Source organism: Myxococcales bacterium, assembly GCA_016720545.1.
Taxonomy (GTDB): Bacteria; Myxococcota_A; Polyangia; order Polyangiales; family Polyangiaceae; genus JAAFHV01.
The window spans coordinates 192245-210475 of record JADKKK010000002.1 but is presented as its reverse complement, the minus strand read 5'-3'; the positions used below and the strand labels follow the sequence as shown (position 1 = coordinate 210475).

Here is an 18231-nt window from a genome sequence, read left to right as displayed (position 1 = left end):
CGCCTCGCCTCGCGCACACCGATACGCCGAGGCACGCTAGCGTATCCAAAGAGCGAACGGTGTCGCCACCAACACGCGCTCGCGCTCGGCGAGCGGGAGCAGGCTCGTGACGAACGGAGTGGCCTCCGGCGCGACGCGCCCGAAAAGCGTCAGCGGATCGAGCCCGGCCGCTCGACGAACGGCGGCGCTCTCCTCGGCGCCGCCCGGCTCGAGGCTGTCGAGGAAGGTGGGGCGGCCCCCGACGACGCTGACCCGCGCGTCGTCCGGCAGCTTGGCGAGCTGGCGCGCCTTGACGACCGCGGCGCGGAGCCCGCCGAGCTCGTCGACGAGCCCGAGCCTCTTGCCCTCGCGCCCCGAGAAAATTCGGCCTTCCGCGTGCGGAGCGATCTTGTCGGGTGTCGTCCCTCGCCCCTCGGCGACCCGCGCGAGGAAGAGATCGTAGACCGCGGTCATCGACTCGAGCACGCGCACCTTCGTCGCGTCGTCCCACGTGCTGAAGAACGACAAATACGCCGCGCGCGCCCCTGCCCCAGGCTTCTCCTTCGCGGCGGGGAACGTGACCGCGCGCACGCCGAAGCGCTCGACCGCCGCGCCCACTCCGACCTTCCCACCGACGACTCCGATCGAGCCGACGATGCTCATGGGATCGCCGAGGATCACGTTCCCCGTCGACGCGAGATAGTACCCACCGCTCGCCGCCATGTCGCCCACGCTCACCACGATGGGCTTCTTCGCGCGGATACGCATGAGGTCGTGCCACAGCATGTCGCTCGCGAGCGCGCTGCCGCCGGGCGAGTCGATTCGAAGCACCAGCGCCTTGATGTCGTCGTCCTTCTCCACGGTCGCGAGCTGCTTCGAGAGCTCGCGCTCCGTGATACCGCCGCGACCGCCGAAGGGCCCGCCGCCTCCGCCCATCGAGATGCTGCCCACCGCCCGCACGAGCGCCACCGGGCCCGAGGCGGCGCCGTCGCCCGCGAGCGCTCGAACGAGCTCGCCGAGCGTTTCGTCCTCCTCCGAACCGCCGCCCGGGCCGAAGCGCGCCTTGTGGCGCCCGGCGCCGGCCACCTTCTCGAGGTCCTTCAGGGCGTCGTCGTCGTACCCGACGGCGTCAACGAGGCCCCGCGCGACCGCGGCCTTCGGCGAGAAGGGGCCGTCCTCGATGGCGTCTTCGACCTTCGCGCCTTCGCGCCCCGCCCGCCCGGCGCGCCCGGCGCGCGTGGTGTCGCGCCAGGTCGCGCGGAGGTCGGTGAGCACACCCTCGAGCGAGGCTCGCGCCTCGTCGCTCGGTCCGTCTCGCGTGAGGGGCTCTTCGGCGCCCTTGAACTTGCCGACCTGGAGGATGTCGACCGAGAGCCGAAGCTCGTCGACCAGGAGTCGCCGGAGGTAGATCACCTGGGCCGCGAGGCCGATCGTGTCGACGTCGCCGGCGGGCGAGATGGTGATCTTCGTGCACGCCTGCGCGGCGGCCATCATCGTCGTGTTGCTGAGGGCCTCGGCGTGGCAGTGGATGGGGGTCCCCCCGCGGCGGAGCTCGAACAGCGCGTCGCCCATTTCTTCGGCGCGCGCCGCACCTAGGTTCGCGCTCCCGAACCGCACGAACACGCCCTTGACCCGCTTGTCCTTCCGAATCGCGTCGACGACGGACAAAAAATCCCAGAAAGTTCGATGCTTTGGCGGTGTCAGCCCCAGATAACCGGCGTCCTCGGCCTCCGGGAGCCCGGCCGAGACGTCGAGGGTCGCCACGTAGGGTCCCGAGGTCTTGGCCGGCGCCGCGGACGGCTCCGTGACCGAGCGCGGTCGCCCCTCGCACCCCGCGCTCCCGCCGCCGAGCGCGAACATCACGGCGACTCCCAAGGGGGCGGCGAGCCCGCGCCGCGCGCGGCTCACGGTCGGTCCTCGGGAGCAGGCGGGGGCGCGGGCGGAGCCGGGGATGGCGGTGCGCTAGGCGCGGGCGGCGCCTCGGTGGGCGCGGCGGACGGGGCGGACGGGGCGGACGGGGCGGACGTCGGCTCGGTCGTCGGCGCGGTCGGCGCGGTGGGCGCGCCCCCTTCGGCCCGCTGCCTCACCCGCGCGGGATACGCGCTCTCGGGGAACCGCTCGACGAGCTCACGATACTTTTTTTGGGCCGAGGCCCGATCTCCGGACTCCCAGTCGAGATCGGCCAGGCCGACGAGGGCTGGCACGTAGCTCGGGTTGACGGCGAGCGCCCGACGGTACGCCGACCGCGCGCCGGCGATGTCGTGCTCCGCGTGCGCCACGTGCGCGAGCCCCGTGAGCGCCTCCGAGTCCTGGGGATTCTTCTGGAGCGCGAGCTCGTAAAGGCGCCTCGCGACGGCCAGCTTGCCCTTCCCGCGCGCGGTCTCCGCCTGCGACACGAGCACGCGCGGATCTGTCGGGGCGCCGCCGGAGAGCGCCTTCAGCGCGCTCACGTCGACCACACCCGCGTCGCCCACGGAGGCCGGGGACGGCGTCGACACCGCGCGCTCGACGTACGCGCGGAGCGGCGGGACGAGCGGATGCCTAGCGTGCGCGGTCTCGAGCCGGGTGACCTCGCCCTTGGCGCCCTCACGATCGCCCGCGCGGACGAGGGCGACGACCAGCGCGGAGCGGGCGCGGCCCGCGGCCCCCTCGCCGGTCGCGGCAGAGCGCAGGCGCTGGAGCACGGTGCTCCACACCGGATCGGGCGTGGTCATGTCCAGTGTGGCGAGCACGTAGGCCGACTCCGCCTGGTTGCCCTGAGAGACGACCTTCGGGACGAGCGCGCGGGCCTTGTCGCTTTGGCCGCCCGCGCGGAGCGCGTCGATCTTGAGGCGAATGGCGGCGGAGTCGTCGGGCGCAGCCGCGACCGCAGCTTCCGCCGCGGGCAACGCGAGCGCGGCGAGCTCGAGCGTCTTCGCCTTCGCCGCGTCGCGCTCACCGCCGGGCTCGAGGATCTGCTGGCGGATCCACGACAGGTCGGCGCGAGCCGTCGCGAGCCGCGCGCTGTCGAGGAGCAGCCGTGGGCTCTTCTCCGCGAGCACGCTCGCCTTGTCGAAGTTCTCCTTCGCCCGCTCCAAGTCGCCGTCCACGAGCGACTTCTCGCCCGCCGCGAGGAACGCCTCGGCCTTCGCATCGAGCGCTGCGGCGGGCTTCTCGCCGCGCTCGCGGACGTAGTAGGCGCCCATGCCTCCAACGGCCAGCGCGACCACCACCGCGACCACGACGCCGCCGACCGAGCGCCGAGGCGCGACACCTCGCGGCACGGCGGAGTCGACGTCCGCCTCGACCTCCCAGCGCTGCTGCCGCGCGGGCGGCGGCAGCGGGGACGACACCTCGGGGAGCCTCTCGTCGAGGGCAGGGTCGAGCTTCGCCGTCACGCGGACGTTCCCGGTGGGCTCCGCCGACGGGTGCGCTTCCGCGCGCGGGGCCTCGACGTACGCGATCGGCGGCGCCTGATTCTGCGGCGCCGGGACCTGAGGCACCTCCGCGGCGGCGCGCGCCTGTGCAGCCTCCGCCAGCGCCGACTCCACGGAGAAGGAGTCCGCGACCCGCGTGGGATCGTCGTCGCCGCCGAGGTCGTCGAGCGCCCGCTGAGGAGGGGCTGGGAAGCTTATCTCGGTCTGCACCCGCGGCCGCATGGGGTCGAGCGTGGACGGCGCGGGGCCGGCGCCCGAGACGGGCTGCGCGCTGAGGGGCTCGCCGGGCGCGGTCGGGAGAGGCCCCGGGAGCGGCGTGCGGCTCGCGGCCAGGTGCTCCTCGAGGAGACGCGCCGGCGTGGCGGCCGTGCGATCCGGATCGAGCCTGTAGGCCGGAAGCGGACCACCGGAGACCGCGGCGGCCGCCGGACGACCGGACCCCGTGCGGATCGTGGGCGGGTCGTCACCTGCGCGAGGCCTGTTGGGCGTCTCGGGCGCCGCTCGATCGGAGGGAGCGAGCCTCGTGCCGTCAAAAAACGGAATAAGCTCGGCAATTTGCCCGATGGGGCGCGGGGCCACGCCGCCGCGCTCGAGCAGGTCGCTGGCGACCACCTCTCCGGTGAGGATCGCGCGCTGCAGCTCGCGCAACGACCCGTACACGAACACGGCGCCGTCGGCCGACGTCACGGTCCACTGGTCCGACGCCCCGTTCGCGTTCGCGCCGGCCCTGCGCACCTTGAACTGGAATCCGCACGTAGAGCATTTGACGGTGGTCCCACGGCCGCTCACGAGCGCGTCGTCGAACTCGTACTCGGTGCCGCAGCTCTCGCACTGGACATGCATGGGCAGGATCGCACTGCCGAGACGACCCCCGGCGCGGGGAACGCTACCATGCTCGTCCGCTCACCGCCTCCGCAAATTCCGCCGCGGCGGCCCGAGCGGGCCTCACGCCGAACACTCCCCGCCCGATGGTGGGCTCGTCGCCCACGCATCATGACGGCTCGTCCACAGCGGCCGTGAACCGCCGTCCACGGTGGGCGGACGGCCGGCCCGTTCGTCGGTCCGAATAGAGGGTTCTCGTCGGCACGCCCATTGCTATCCTCGGGGTGCATCCCTGCCCGGCCGGCCCGACCCGCGTACACGCACCCAGGAATAGCCATGAAGCGAGCTCTCACGATCGGTATCTTCGGCGCCTTCACGGCGATCCTGGCGGGCTGCCCCATCTTCCCCGACGCGCGCAACACGCGCGTGTGCGACTCCGAGGGCTGCTACCTCTGCCCGGACGGCTACCTGGACGAGCGGTGCGTGGACTGGCAGTGCTCGAGCTCGAGCGCCTGTCCTTCGGGCTACCGGTGCGACTCGAACAGCCGGTGCGTCTCCGGGGCGGCCACCACGCCACCCAAGCCTGGCACTTCCTGCGCGAGCACCGCCGACTGCCGTCCGGGCGAAGTGTGCGGGTCGGACAGCCGGTGCCACGCTGGAAACTGCGCCGACTGGGGTTGCCCGTCAAACCAGGTCTGCCGGCTCGCCAACGGCGTACCCGAGTGCTCGTCCTCCACCCCCCCCAAGAACGACGGAGGCGTCGGACCGGGCTGCTACAAGGACGCGGACTGCGCTTCCACGGCGGGGGCCAAGTGCCTCTCCGGCACCTGCACCGCCCCGGTCGACCAGTGCTCCGACGCCACCCAGTGCGCGGGCGGCAACCAGTGCGTTCAGGGCGTGTGCACCCCCTCCTGCTCCGCCAGCAAGCCGTGCCCCACGGGCTTCGGGTGCGATGTGGCGAAAGGCGTCTGCACGCAGAACCCCGCTCCGTGCACCGAGGGCGGCAACCAATGTGCGGCCGGCACCACGTGCGTCCAGGAGCGCTGCGTGACGCCGTGCGGCACCGGGAACACCTGCCCGTCCGGGCTCATTTGCATCGACGGGGGCTGCATCCCCGATCAGCGACCGGTCTTCACCTGCGCGAAGGAAGGCGAGCGCGACGCGTGCGCCGTGGGGAGCATCTGCCTGCGCCACAGCTGCTACATCGCGTGCGACAGCGACGCCACGAGCGCGTGCCGGGCGAGCGACACCTTCAACGTGTGCAAGCAGGTGACCACGCCCACGGGCAAGTACTCGGTGTGCGGATCCGACTCCAACCTCGGCTCAGAGTGTGACCCCGCGCAAGGCAAGAGCTGCAACAGCCCGCTGCTCTGCATCGACGGCTTCTGCCGGTAAAGGCACCGGCGACGCGCGCCTTCGCCCTCAGGCCGGCAGCGCGCGTCGAGTCGGCCGAGACCGCTACGACTTCTTCTTCGATTTCCCAGCTTTCGGCGGGGCGACGGTCTCCTCGACCTCGCCGAGCAGCTCGCGGGCTTCGTGGGCGAGCTCGCCGATGGTCACGAGGAGGCCGCCCGCTTCGTCGTCGACTTCGACCTGCCGCGCGTCGCGTTCGAGCGGCGCGAGCAGGGCCGCGGCGGCGGGATCACCGAGCTCCGCGAGCGCCTCGATCGCGGCGGCGACTGGCTCCGGCGACTTGTGCGAGAGGAAGCGACCGAGCAGCTTCAAGCACCCGGGCTCGCCGACCTCGGCGAGGAGGTACGGGAGCTCGGTGAGCGCGGCGCTGTCGCCCGGGAGGCGCGCGAGCGCACGCTCGATGCCGAGCGCCACCTCCTTGAAGCGCTCGAAGGCCACGTTCTCCAGCTCTTCGCCCGCGACCGCCCGGGCCTCCGGGCTCTCCCCGCCGAGCACGTCGATGAGAAGATCGACGGCGTCCGGGCCCTCGAGCTCCCCGAGCAGCGCGGCGAGCCGCACGAGGCGGAGCGCCGCCTCGTCGGTGTCACCCTCGGCGAGGGCGGCCCGCGTCGCGGCGGTCACCGCCGCCAAGAGCGGCTTGTTCGGCTCGCTCGACAGCTCGGCATGAAGCCGGCGGACAGCGCGTTCGGCGGAGAACAGCTCCTCGAGTTTCGTTTTCATGGCGACCGCTATAGCGCCTTTTGCCAAACTGTCGTGGGTCGACCGCGTCCCCGCCGCCTGCATCGCCGAGCCCATGCCGCTTCCGTCCCCTCCGCCCCCCACGAAGCCTGCGCCCACGGCCGGCCCACGCCCGGCGGGCCGGCCTGGGGCCCGCGGCTGGCTCGCGTTCACAGCCGGAGCGCTCTTGCTCCTGCTTGGCGGCCACGGCGCGGCGCTCCCCGCGCGCGCTCCGACGCCGCGCCTACCGAGCGCCGGAGCCCTCGCGCCGCGGCCTCCGGCGGCCGCTTGCCCGCCCGGGACGCTCCCCGACAACGACGTGTGCGTCCATCTGCCAACGGGCGATCCCGGAGAGGGAGCCGCGAAGCAGGCCACCGCCAACGCGCACCGCGAGCGCTCGGGGGCCTGGGCCGTTTACGAGCAGATTCCCCGGCTGAGCGAGCGTCCCGCCGCATACGAGGCCTACCGCTACCCCATCCCCCCCGGCCTTCCGGGCGGGAAGTACGTGGTGAGCGGCTACGACCTCGATCGCCCCGACGCCCTCCAGCGCCGCGGGCGCACACTGCGGCATGTCGGCCACGGCGGGCTCGACCTGCCTCAGGCGAGGGGCACGCCCGTCAAGCTCGTGGCGCTCGAGCACCAGCAGGGCGACGCCGAGGTGCTGTTCGCCGGGAAGCTCTTCGGCACCACCGTGGTCACACGCCACGGGGTGCACGAGGCCGGGCGGCTTCGGGAGTACATCGTACTCTTCGGGCACCTCGAGTCGATCGCGCCGGGGATCTCCACCGGCCTACGGCTCCCGGAGGGCGCCGTGATCGGCGGGGTGGGCGACACCGGCTCGCCCGAGCTCGTGCATCTCCACCTCGAGGTCCGGCGGATCCGCGATGGAGTCGACCTCACGCGGGTGCCCAGCGGCGGAGGTCTCCTCGGCGAGAGCGTGAGCGTCGTCTGTGATCCGCGCAATGTCCTGCCACTGCGGTAACCTCCGCCGTTCCACACGCGGAGCTTGCGCGGCAAGCAGAGGCGCGCGAGACTGGAGCGAAAGGTGTCTCAGCAGACCGCACTACGGAACGGCGCTGGTTCCCGCTCCGGGCTCCCCGAAGGAGCCAGGGACGATGGCGGTGGCGCGTCCGTGGTGGTCGACGAAGACGATCCGATGATCGGGCGCAGCCTCGAAGGGCGCTACACCATCATGTCGAAGCTCGGCGCGGGCTCGATGGGCACGGTGTACCGCGCGAAGCAGCACACGATGGGCCGCGAGGTCGCCATCAAAATCTTGCGCAGCGATCGCGCCCTCGACGAGAGCTCGAAGGCGCGTTTCCTCCGCGAAGCGCGCGCGAACAGCCTCCTCGCCTCGCCGAACACCGTCACCGTCTTCGACTTCGGCCAGAGCAAGACCGGCGAGCTCTATCTCGCGATGGAGCTGCTCGAGGGCGAGTCGCTCGGCCAGCGCCTCTCGCGCGTGGGCCGGCTGGCGCCGGACGTGGCGATCGACGCGGCGAGGCAGGCGCTACGCTCGCTCGGCGAGGCCCACGCGAAGGGCATCGTCCACCGCGATCTCAAGCCCGACAACCTCTTCTTTGCGAGGGTCCTCTCTGGCGCCCTCGTGGGCGACGACTCCCTCCGCACGACCCGGCACGAGGAGATCGTCAAGGTTGTTGACTTTGGCATCGCGAAGATGCTGCGCGACGGCGACGGCCCCATGAACGTCGTCGAGACGCAGGCCGGCACCGTGTTCGGCACGCCTCGCTACATGTCGCCCGAGCAGGCCCAGGGCAAGCCGCTCGACGCGCGCAGCGACCTCTACTCGCTCGGGGTGATCCTCTACCAAATGCTCACCGGGCGGCCGCCCTTCACGGACGACGACGCCATCGTCGTGATGGCGCGGCATATCAAGACCCCGCCCAAGCCCTTCAAAGAGGCCTGCCCCGAGGCGACCATCCCGCCCGAGATCGAGCAGGCGGTCATGCGCACCCTCGCGAAGGACCCCGCAGACCGCCCCGGGAGCGCGGAGGTCATGGCGAGCGAGCTCTTGGCCGCGGTGGAAGCGGCGCTCGCCGGCACGAGCGGCGTCCGCGCCATGGTCACGAACGCGGCTGGCATCGCCATCCCCGACTCCATGCGGCCCCCGCCGGCGGCGATGTCGCTGCCGCCGCCGCCGGCCGCGCCCGCGCCCGATCGGGGCTCCATCTGGTTCATCATGATGGGGCTCGGGGTCATCGGTATCGGGCTGCTGGCGTTCCTCATCGCCCGCAGCCAGCCGGGCGGACGGTCGCCGCTCCCGCCGGCGGCCACGACCACCGCACCGAGCGCCCCAGCGAGCGCGGTGCGCGACACGCCCAACGACACCCCGACCATTTCCGTCGATGCGCTCCCGATCGTGCCGTCCGGGGCGAAGGTTCCCGTCGTCACTCCCCCGCCCGCGCCCCCGACCGGAGCCCCGACGACCCCAACGCCGGCCACCTCGGGCGTCAAAAAGCCCTTCGTGTCGGGCACGGCTCCGAGCGCGAAGCCCTCGGCCGCGCCCTCTCCCTCAGCGCCACCTCCGCGCTACGGCACGCTCGAGCCCTGATACGCGACGGCGCGCGCGCGCGCATTCGAGGCGCCGCGCGCGACGAACCGCGACGAACGCGCGACGAACCCTGGCGTGCGCGATAGCTCGACACGGCGACGTTTCAAAGCGACGCTTCAGAGCGTTGCTTGACGCGCCAGATACGTGTAGCGTCCCGGCCCCCATGGATCGGTCCGAAATCGACGGCCTCGTCGAGCGTCTCGTGGCGGACCCTCACGACGAAGAAGCCTTGGCTTATGCGCATCGTGAGGGCGAAGCTGACCCCAAATCGTACGCCCAGCTCCTTGAGCGCGTAGGCTCCGACACCCGCGATCCGGCGTACGCGAGCCATTGGCTCAGCGAAGCCGCGAACGTGTGGTCGACGACGCTGAACGACGTTCACCGGGCCGCGCGCCTCCTGATGATGGCGGTCGACAAAGACCCCACGCAGCAGGTCGCCGCAGAGCGCCTCGGGGCGCTGTACCGGGAGAAGGGCGACACCAAGGCGCTCGTCGCCTTGCTCGACCGCCGCGCGAAAGCGCTCGCTCCGCTCGTGGCGCAGCAGCCCGAGCTGCGCGACGAAATGGCCGGAATGTACGAGGAGATGGGCCGTCTCTGGGCGGAAGCGCCGCTTTCGCAGCCGAAGAAGGCCCTCGAGGCGTTCCGCCGCGCAGTGGAGCTCGACCCGCGCAGCGCGTACGCGATTTACAGCGCTCGCGAGCTGCTCAAGCAGCAGGGGCAATACGCCGACGCGTACCCGCTGTACCAGGCCGAGCTCGACATCGAGCAAGACCCCGCCCGCCGCGTCGGCCTGCTCCGCGACGAGGCGGCCACGCGGAAGCTTGGCGGCGATCTTCCCGGCGCCACCGCGGCCCTCGCGGCGGCCCGTGAGATCGACCCCGAGGACCCCGCCCTGCAGCACGAGTACGCGCTCTCCGTGTGCGACCGAGTTCAGGGGGGCGAGGCGGTCTCCGCGGACGAGCGCAACTACGCGGTCGACATGCTCGTGAGCCTCGCCGAGGCGTACGCGGGCGAGCCGTCACTCGCCTACACGGCGTCCGCGCTCGACATCGACGCGGGACACGACCGCGCGATGCAGCTCTTCGCTCATTTCGGTCCCGGTGAGGAGAACCGTGAGGCCCTCGTCAAGCGCTACCGGGCGTACCTCGACGCGAACCCCAACGGCGCGATGGCGCCCGACGCTCAGGGCGCGATCGCCGCGGACGCCCGCGAGGGACGCGACGGCGGCTTCGACGCGCTCGACGCGCTCGAGGCCAAGCCCGAGACGCCGGCGAAGGCCGAGAAGGCCGCAGCTCGCCCGCGGCTCGAGCTCGCCGCCCAGAGCGGGCCCCTCGATCCCCCGCCGGCCTCGTCGCGTCCCGCGCCCGTCCCCGCCGCGCAGCCCTCCCCGCAGCCCGTCAAGGCGACGCCCGCGCGACGCTCGTCGCGCGACGCGCTGCCCGTCGTGCCGCCCGCCGCGGCCTCCGAAGAGGACGTACAGCCCCCGCGCCGCCCGGGGCCGCTCTCCGCCGACAAGCTCCAGGGCCTGCTCGACTCCGCCCAGATGCTCGCGCGGAAGAACAAGAAGCCCGAAGCCCTCGTGAAGTACCGCGAGGTGCTCGAGCACGATCCCGCCCACCCCGAGGCGCTCGCTTGGGTCGAGGACTACCTGCGTCTGAAGCGCGACTACACCCAGCTCCGCGACGTGCTGCTCCTCAGCATTCGCGCGCCGGGCATCGATCGCGACTCGCGCAAGGAGCGCCTGCGCGAGGTCGCCGGGCTCTGCGAGGGCAACCTTCGCGACATCGATGGCGCGGTGAACGCCTGGCGCCAGCTCCTCGCGGTCGATAGGTCAGATGAAAGTGCGCGTAGCGCGCTCATGCGCCTCCTCGAGAAGGGGCAGCGCTGGGACGACCTCGCCACCCTCATCGAGCAGGAAGCAAACATCGAGAGCGACGTCGAGACCAAGATCGGCCTCGAGCGAAAGCTCGCGAAGCTCCAGGAAGAGAAGCGCAAAGACCTCGTGGGCGCCGGCGAGGCCTGGGGCCGCATCGTGCAGCTCACGCCCGACGACGAGCACGCCATCCAGACGGCCGCGAAGCTCTTCGAGAAGGCCGAGCGCATCGATCTCGCGGCCCGCACGCTCGCCGAGAGCGCGCCGTACCTCGAGGACCCGATCGCCAAGGGCAACCTGCTCCAGCGCCTCGCGGAGTTCTACGAGCAGCTCGGCGACACCACCGCCGCCGGTGACTCCTTCGCCGAGGCGGCCGACTCGCTGCGCAGCGGCAAGCTCTGGGAGGAGGCCGAGCGCCTCTACACGGCGATCGAGTCGTGGGAGAAGGCGGCGAACGCCGCGCACCAGCGCGGGCTCCTCACGGGCGACGTCAAGCTGCAGGCGCAGTACCACGCGCGGGCGGCCGAGTACCTCGGCAAGGTAGGCGACGAAGAGGGCGCCCTCGAGCGCCTCGAGGAGGCGAACAACCTCGACCCTCTGAACGACGACTACGCCACGTCGATCGTCGCTCGCTACAACCAGAACGACCAAATCGACCGGCTCGTGAGCTTCCTCGCGCGACGGGGCGAGCGCCTGAACGACCGCGCCAAGCGCGTCGCGCTGCGGCGCGAGGCGGCGACCCTCGCGGTCTCGAGGCTCGAAGACCGTGAGCTCGGCCGCGAGCTGTGGCTGAGGGTCCTCGAGGACGGCGACGACAAGGAGGCCCTCGAGCGCCTCATCGACGACGCGATCGATCGCCTCGATCACACCGAGGCCGCCACGTTGCTGCGCCGCCTCGGAGCGAACACGGTCGACAAGGCCGAGCGCGCTCGCGTTGCCCTCCGCGAGGCGGGGCTGCTCGCCGAAGGCGTCGGCGATCTCGACACGGCGATCTCCCGCTACGAGGGCATCCTCGCGGACCTCGACTCGACGTGCCGGCCCGCCCTCCAGGCCATCGCCACGATCCAGGAAGATCGCGGCAGCCTCGACCTGGCCGCGGACGCCCTCGAGCGCGAGCTCAAGCTCGTCGCCGACGTCTTCGAGCGCGGTCAAATCGCCGCGCGCCTGGCCCGGCTGTACGAGCAACTCGACGACCCGCGCAGCGCGATCCGCGCCCTCGACCTCGTCCGCAAGGCCGACCCCGAGGATTTCGACGCGCTCACGCGCCTGAGCGAGCTCTGCGAAATCACGGAGCAATGGGGCCGCGTCGCCGAGCTCATGGTCGAGCGCATCGAGGTCGAGGCCGACGAGAGCGAGGTCAGCGCGCTCACGATGAAGCTCGCCGAGATGCTCGCCGACAAGCTCGACCGCGGGGACGAGGCGCTCGCCGCCCTCACCGACCTCGCCGATCAGGGCGACGCGCAGGTGCGCGAGGCGTACATCGAGCTGGGTGACCGCCTGGGCTGGAAGGGCATCGTCGCCACCAAGCTCAAAGAGTGGTGGTTCGATTCTCGGCACGGGAGCGACCGCACCGCGGCGCTCCACGGGGCGTTCGAGCGCTTCGCCGAGGTAGGCCGCGACCAAGACGCGGTGTCGGTCGCCATCGAGCTGCTGCGCTCGAAGGGCGCAGACCTCGAGCTCGCCAGCCGCCTCGAGCGTCTCGCCGTCAAGACCGGCGATCACGACGCGCTCGGCGTCGCGCACGACCTGCTCGCGCGCGAGGTGAGCGGGGCCGACCGAGCACACGAGCTCGTGCGCCAGGGCGAGGTGCGCGTCGAGGCGGGGATGGGTCGCGCGGAGGCCATCGCGCACGGCGAGGGCGGCCTCTCCGGCATCGCCCCCGCCGACGCGGAGCCTCTCCTCGAGCGCCTCGCGGCGTTCGCGGCCAAGCCGTCCGACATCGTCGACCTCTACGAACGCCAGGTGTCGCGGGCGAAGGCCCCGACCGATCGCGTGCGGGCGCTCGCACGGGTGGCGCAGGTGGCGGCGGCGCGCGGCCAGGCCGAGCGCGCGCGCGCGTTCCTCGAGCTGGCCTTGGCAGGCAGCCCGACCGACGAGACCCTCGAGCTCGTCGAAGGCAGCGCGGCCGAGGGAGACCGGGCCGCGGGCGGCGATCGCCTGAGGCGAGCGCTCTCGCAGGCCATGGCCACCGGGGGCCATGGCGCGCGAGACGGCGGGCGCACCCGAGGGGCCCTGCTCCGTCGGGCCGCGCGCATCGCCCACGCGGACCTCCACGACCTCGATCAGGCGTTCACCTGGCTCGGAGAGAGCCTCGTGGCCCACGTCGACGTGGAGACGCTCGACTTCCTCGAGGCCCTCGGCGTCGAGATCGGCGATCCACGGCGCGCGGAGGGTGGCCTCACCCACGCCCTCTCCGAGGTCTTCGACGGACCGCTCGTGCGGCAGCTGCTCGCGCGGCGCGCGAAGATTCGTCGAGAGCTCCTCGCCGAACCGGCGCTCGCCGCCGTCGACATGAAGCGGCTCCACGATCTGTCGCCGAGTGATCAGGAGGTCCTCGACGACCTCGCCGCGCTCCTCATGGAGCTCGGCGATTATCGGGGCCTCGTGCAGCTCTACGAGGACCAGATCCTCCGCGGTAAGGACATGAACGTCCGCGCCGAGCTCGCGCGCAAGGTCGCTCGCATGTGGGAGGAGCAGCTCGCCGACGCGCGCGAAGCGGCCGACGCATGGCGCCGCGTACTGCGCATGAAGGCAGGCGACGAGGAGGCCACCGGTGGTCTCGAGCGTGCCAAGTCCGGCAAGCTTAAGGTGGCCGACGGTGACGCCGCGTCAGCCTACGCGCCGCCCCGTCTCCCGCCACCGCCCGAGCCGCGCCCGCGACTCACGTCGGCGTCCACGTCGTCGGCGGCCTCCTCGGCCTCGTCGCCGGCGCCCTCCTTGGCCTCGCCGGCCACGAGCACCGCGGCGTTCGCGCCCCGTGGCCCCCGCCCGGCTGGCGCGGCCGCGCCTGCCAAGCTCGCCGCGCTTGGAGCGACGACCGCCGGCCTCGGGCCCGCGGCGCCGCCCCTGGCCCCGAAGGTGCCTGAGCGACCGCGACCTGCGCGGGCGAGCGGTCCTCGCCTCCCTCAGCCCAGCGCCGCGGCGCCGGTAGCCGCCGCGCCTGAAGCGCCCGCGACGATCGTACCGCCGACCGACCTCGAGGCCCTCGACGCCGGGCCCGCGACGCCGCCAGCGCCACCGCCGGGGCCTGCCTCGGCGACGCGGAGCCCCAGCGCGCCACCCGCGCTCCCGAGCGCACCTCCGCCGATCCCGGCGTTGGACGCGCTCGGCGACGCACCCGACGCCTTGCCGGACGTGGGCTGGTCGATGCCCGCGCCCGCCTTTGGCGAGTCGTCCGAGGACATGGCGGATCGCACCGCGATCCTCAGCCCCGCCATGGCCGCGAGCCTGACGAGCCGCAGCGACGCCCAGCCGTCGACTCCTGCCCCGGCGTCCGCACCGGATACGCTCGACGGCGACATCGCGCTCGACGCGCTCGTGCGCAGCGCGAAGCCCTCGCCGCCCCGCCCTGGGTTCGGCGCCCCCGCCGACAGCGCGCCCGCCCGGGTGGACTTCGCCGACGAGGTCACGCGCGATGGCGAGGAGCCCCTCGTGGACCGAAGCGCGCCGGCGCTGGCCCCCGCGCAGATCTCGGCCTTTGCAGCGCCCCCGCTCTCTCCCCTCGACGACCTGGACGCCCTGGTGACGTCCAAGAAGGCCGACGAGATGGTGGGCGACGACGAGATCCTCGACGTCGAGGACCACGAGCTCGCCACCTCCATCGGACGCTCGCCGCTCGCGGTGGACTCCGAAGACGAGGTGATCATCGCCGACGACTTCGACGACGTGGAGATGCTCGACGACGACGACGTGCGCCCGCCCCGGCGCTGATTCGGGCCGCTTCCGCGACCGTGCAAGGAAGAGCGTGGCCGGTGGGTATTTCTCGCCGCGGGCCTGCAGATGAGGTGTGGGCACCTCGCAAAGATCGCGTCGCAACGCGAATGCACCTGGAGCGCCTCCCGCCGAGACTGTAAGATTACCGAATGCGAGTGAACTACGCCCTCGGCTCTTTCGTCCTGCTTGCCGCGCTCCTCCCTTTCGCAGCGTGCGACAGCACCGATCCAAACAGCGTGTTCGACGACGCGGGGACACCTCCTGGCCCCCCGCCCGGCCCCACGACGCCCCCCATCGGCACCAGCGACGGCAGCGTCGAGGGCGGTGTCACCGGCGACATCATCTTCACCTCGGTGCGCATCGAGCCGCCGAACGCGACCCTCAGCGTCACGCCGGGCCAAAAGGTCACGCAGACCTTCAAGGTGCTCGGCAAGGTCAAGGAGAGCCCGCTCGAGCAAGATCTGACGAGCCGATTCGTCTTCTACGTCCCCGACAACTACCTCGTCGGTGGCTTCCCGCTCGACGGGAGCCCGACGTTCTCGAACCGGCTCCCCACCCTGCCGACGGATCCGCCGCAGCGGGGCGGAAAGGTCACCGTCCAGGCCCTCGCCCGGGCGTACGACGGGACCGTGGGCGAGGTCACGACCTCGCTCACGCTGAAGCTCAACGTGCCGCCGATCACGTCGCCCAACGCCACGCCGACGCTCCCTGCGAACCCCGGCGCGCTCTTCGGCGGCCCGGTGGATGCGGCGCGCGCCCCCACGCTAGCCTACCCGAACAACGGCACGATGCTGCCCCCGAACCTCCGGCGCCTCGAGGTCCACTGGAACGCCGGAGCGCCTGCCAACACGCTCTTCGAGGTCTCGTTCCGCAGCCCCAGCGTCGAGATCGTCTACCACTCGCGCTGCGGCGCGGCGGACGCCACCTGGAAGACCGCGGCCTGCGCGTTCCAGCTCGACGAGACCGGCTACCGCTACCTCTCGGACTCGAACCGCGGCGAGACCGCCAAGCTGAAGATTCGCGCGACCGACGACACCGGCACGGGCGTGGGCGAGTCGGCATCGTTCGACGTCTCCTTCGCCGAGGAGAACGTCGAGGGCGGGCTCTACTACTGGAAGGTCATCCCGCCCACGAACCCGGCGGGGAGCAACGGCAGCGGCGAGGTGCTTCGCTTCGACTTCGGCGGCACGGCCTCCGCGCCCGAGCCCTTCCTCGTGCCTGGCCGCAATGGCCTCCAGCAGGACCAGTGCGTCGGCTGCCACGCGCTCTCGCGCGACGGCAAGAAGCTCATCGCGTCGGTCGGCGGGCGCTGGGACGGCCGCCAGATCCTCGTGAACGATCTGGCGAAGCCCATCGGCTCGCCGGGGTGGCTCACGCGCGACGGCGCGGCGACCGGAGAGCCGGCGAAGAACCGCGTCCAGTTCGCGTCGTTCAACCCGGACGGCAGCCGCATCGTCGCGGTGTTCGGCGACCGCGGCAACGTCGGACGCGACGCGTTCCTGCTCACGGCGGACTCGCTGCTGCCCGTCGGCAGCGACATCCCCACCGACATGGGCTTCAGGAAGCTCTTCCTGATGGACGGCTCCACGGGCCTCAGGAACGGGTCCATCGACCTTCCATACAAGCCCAGTCACCCCGACTGGTCGCCAGACGGCAAGACCATCGCCGTCACGCGCGTCGACAACGAGGCCACCACCTCGCAAGAGCCGGCGAACACCGGCATCGAGGTCATCAAGTCCGACGGCGCCGGCGGTTGGCTCCCCTCCGAGACGGTGGTCCCGCCGAGCGCGGGCGCGAACCGCTTCACGCCGAGCTTCGTGCCGGACTCCTCGTTCCTCCTGTACACCCAGGCGGAGTGCCCCGGCGGGGATCACGCGGCGATCGACTGCGACGCGAACGCCGACTCGACGGCGCGCACCTACGCCGTCAAGCCCGCGACGGGCGCGTCGCCGATCCTCCTCGCGAACGCGGGCTCGCCGGGCGTCTCCGACGGCGCCGCGACGGCCCTCGCCGACACCCTCCCCAAGACCTCGCCCTTCCAGACGAAGCAAGGCAAGGGCAAGCTCTTCTGGTATACGGTCGCCTCGCGGCGTGAGCCTGGCCTCCGCAAGCGCACGGGCACGGGGCAGCAGCTCCTGTGGATGTTCGCGGTGAACCCCGCGGAGGTGCTCGCGGGCAAGGACGGCAGCTACACGGGCTTCTTCCTGCCCTTCCAGGACTTGCAGACCTCGAACCACCTCGGCCAGTGGACCGAGAAGGTCGTGTCCGCCGTCCCGCCGCCGCCGCCGCCGGCGCCGCCGCCGCCGCCGCCGCCGCCCACGCCGCCCGTCCCGCGCTGAGGGCGACACGAAGGAGAGCCCGGTTCGCCGGGCTCTCTTCGTTTTATCAGCGATTTTAATGCGTTATCACGTCCCCAAGCGGCCGCTCCGCGCGCACCGCTAGCGACCGTTCCGCGCGTACCAGTTCTGCGCCACGCTCTGAACGAGCGGCCCGCGGAACGCCGGGTTGGGGTGAGTGCGAAGGAAGCCCACCGGCGAGAGCGGGTTGCCGCCCGCGGCGCGGTCCATCCGCCCGAAGTAGTCGAAGAGCATCAGACCGCCCTTCTCGCTGAACTCGAAGTTGGGACGCCGCGCGCGCCCCGCCGCCAAGGTGTTGACCGTGCCTTCGGTGTCCGACCCCGCCTCGTTGAACTGATTGAGGCCCGGCACCACGCGCGTTACCAGGCGGCCTAGCAGCGCCGGGTTCGGGCCCGCGCCCATCGGCTGACCGTTGGCGCACCCGGTGTGGCCCAGGTAGTGGTGCGCGAGCTCGTGCCCGAAGGTGAACGCCAGCACGTCGTTGAAGATCTCCCGAGCGCGTGACCAACGCCGCGGATCGCCGCCGTACTGGGCGGGGATGAGGCCCTGAGGCAGCGTCGCGCGGGCCGACTCGCTCCTCACCAAGCTCGGGATGACGGCCGTGCAGTAGGCCTCGTAGGTCTGCGTGCCGAACAGCTCATCGGTCGCGCGGGTCTGCGCGATCGCGTCGATGGCCTCCATGATGCCCTCGGTGGCCGCCATGAACGGCGCGCCCCGCTCGTCGCAGCCGGCGAACGCGTTCACCTCGTACGACGGGTCGACGACCAGCGGGATGCCACGCACCTTCGCTTGCCGATCGGCGGGGAGCGCCGCGATGAGCTCGCCCAGGATCGAACGGAGCTCGGCCTGCATCGCCTGCGAGCCGATGAGGGGAGGCAGGAGCGGACGCTGCGCTGACTGCGGCGGAACCTGGGGCTGCTGCGGAGGCTGCTGCGGATACCCCTGCGGCGGAACCTGCGGGTACGGCCCGGGCTGCTGAGGGTACCCCTGCGGCGGAGCCTGCTGAGGGTACCCCTGCGGCGGAACCTGCGGCTGCTGTTGCCGGGATGACGGCGGCGTGCACGCGACCGCGAGACCGAGCGAGCCGAGCGTGAGAAGTGCGGCAAGGAGAGGAGAGCGCATGAAAAGCAGTCCTTGAAGGAGGTATCG

The 18231-nt window shown here is 72.1% G+C and carries 9 protein-coding genes; 5 read left to right on the top strand and 4 right to left on the bottom strand.

Features of this window, described 5'->3' with window-relative positions; all coding sequences use genetic code 11:
- Positions 1–36 precede the first annotated feature (36 nt).
- Positions 37–1887, bottom strand: a complete 1851-nt coding sequence (locus IPQ09_04840) for a S49 family peptidase (protein MBL0193546.1) — start codon at positions 1885–1887, stop codon at positions 37–39.
- The gene (locus tag IPQ09_04835) at positions 1884–4238 is read right to left on the bottom strand and encodes a zinc-ribbon domain-containing protein (protein MBL0193545.1); all 2355 of its coding nucleotides are present in this window, start codon (positions 4236–4238) and stop codon (positions 1884–1886) included. The genes IPQ09_04840 and IPQ09_04835 overlap by 4 nt, the downstream gene beginning before the upstream one ends.
- 315 nt (positions 4239–4553) lie before the next feature.
- Between IPQ09_04835 and IPQ09_04830 the strand changes: the two genes are divergently transcribed.
- Positions 4554–5612, top strand: coding sequence for a hypothetical protein (locus tag IPQ09_04830; protein MBL0193544.1), 1059 nt, complete (start codon positions 4554–4556; stop codon positions 5610–5612).
- Between the two features lie 63 nt (positions 5613–5675).
- Here IPQ09_04830 and IPQ09_04825 read toward each other — a convergent pair whose 3' ends face one another.
- The gene (locus IPQ09_04825) at positions 5676–6413 is read right to left on the bottom strand and encodes a hypothetical protein (GenBank protein ID MBL0193543.1); all 738 of its coding nucleotides are present in this window, start codon (positions 6411–6413) and stop codon (positions 5676–5678) included.
- A gap of 10 nt (positions 6414–6423) precedes the next feature.
- Between IPQ09_04825 and IPQ09_04820 the strand changes: the two genes are divergently transcribed.
- From IPQ09_04820 to IPQ09_04805, 4 genes are all read left to right on the top strand, one after another.
- Complete coding sequence (locus IPQ09_04820; protein ID MBL0193542.1) at positions 6424–7329, top strand: M23 family metallopeptidase; 906 nt, start codon at positions 6424–6426, stop codon at positions 7327–7329.
- A 174-nt stretch (positions 7330–7503) separates the two neighbouring features.
- The gene (locus tag IPQ09_04815) at positions 7504–8919 is read left to right on the top strand and encodes a serine/threonine protein kinase (protein MBL0193541.1); all 1416 of its coding nucleotides are present in this window, start codon (positions 7504–7506) and stop codon (positions 8917–8919) included.
- A gap of 163 nt (positions 8920–9082) precedes the next feature.
- Positions 9083–14722, top strand: a complete 5640-nt coding sequence (locus tag IPQ09_04810; protein ID MBL0193540.1) for a hypothetical protein — start codon at positions 9083–9085, stop codon at positions 14720–14722.
- 152 nt (positions 14723–14874) lie between these two features.
- Positions 14875–17064, top strand: coding sequence for a hypothetical protein (locus tag IPQ09_04805; GenBank protein MBL0193539.1), 2190 nt, complete (start codon positions 14875–14877; stop codon positions 17062–17064).
- Positions 17065–17163: 99 nt separating this feature from the next.
- On the opposite strand, the gene IPQ09_04800 is transcribed toward IPQ09_04805, so the two are convergent.
- Positions 17164–18204 (bottom strand): hypothetical protein, encoded by a 1041-nt coding sequence (locus tag IPQ09_04800; protein MBL0193538.1) that lies wholly within the window; start codon positions 18202–18204, stop codon positions 17164–17166.
- Between the last annotated feature and the right edge of the window lie 27 nt (positions 18205–18231).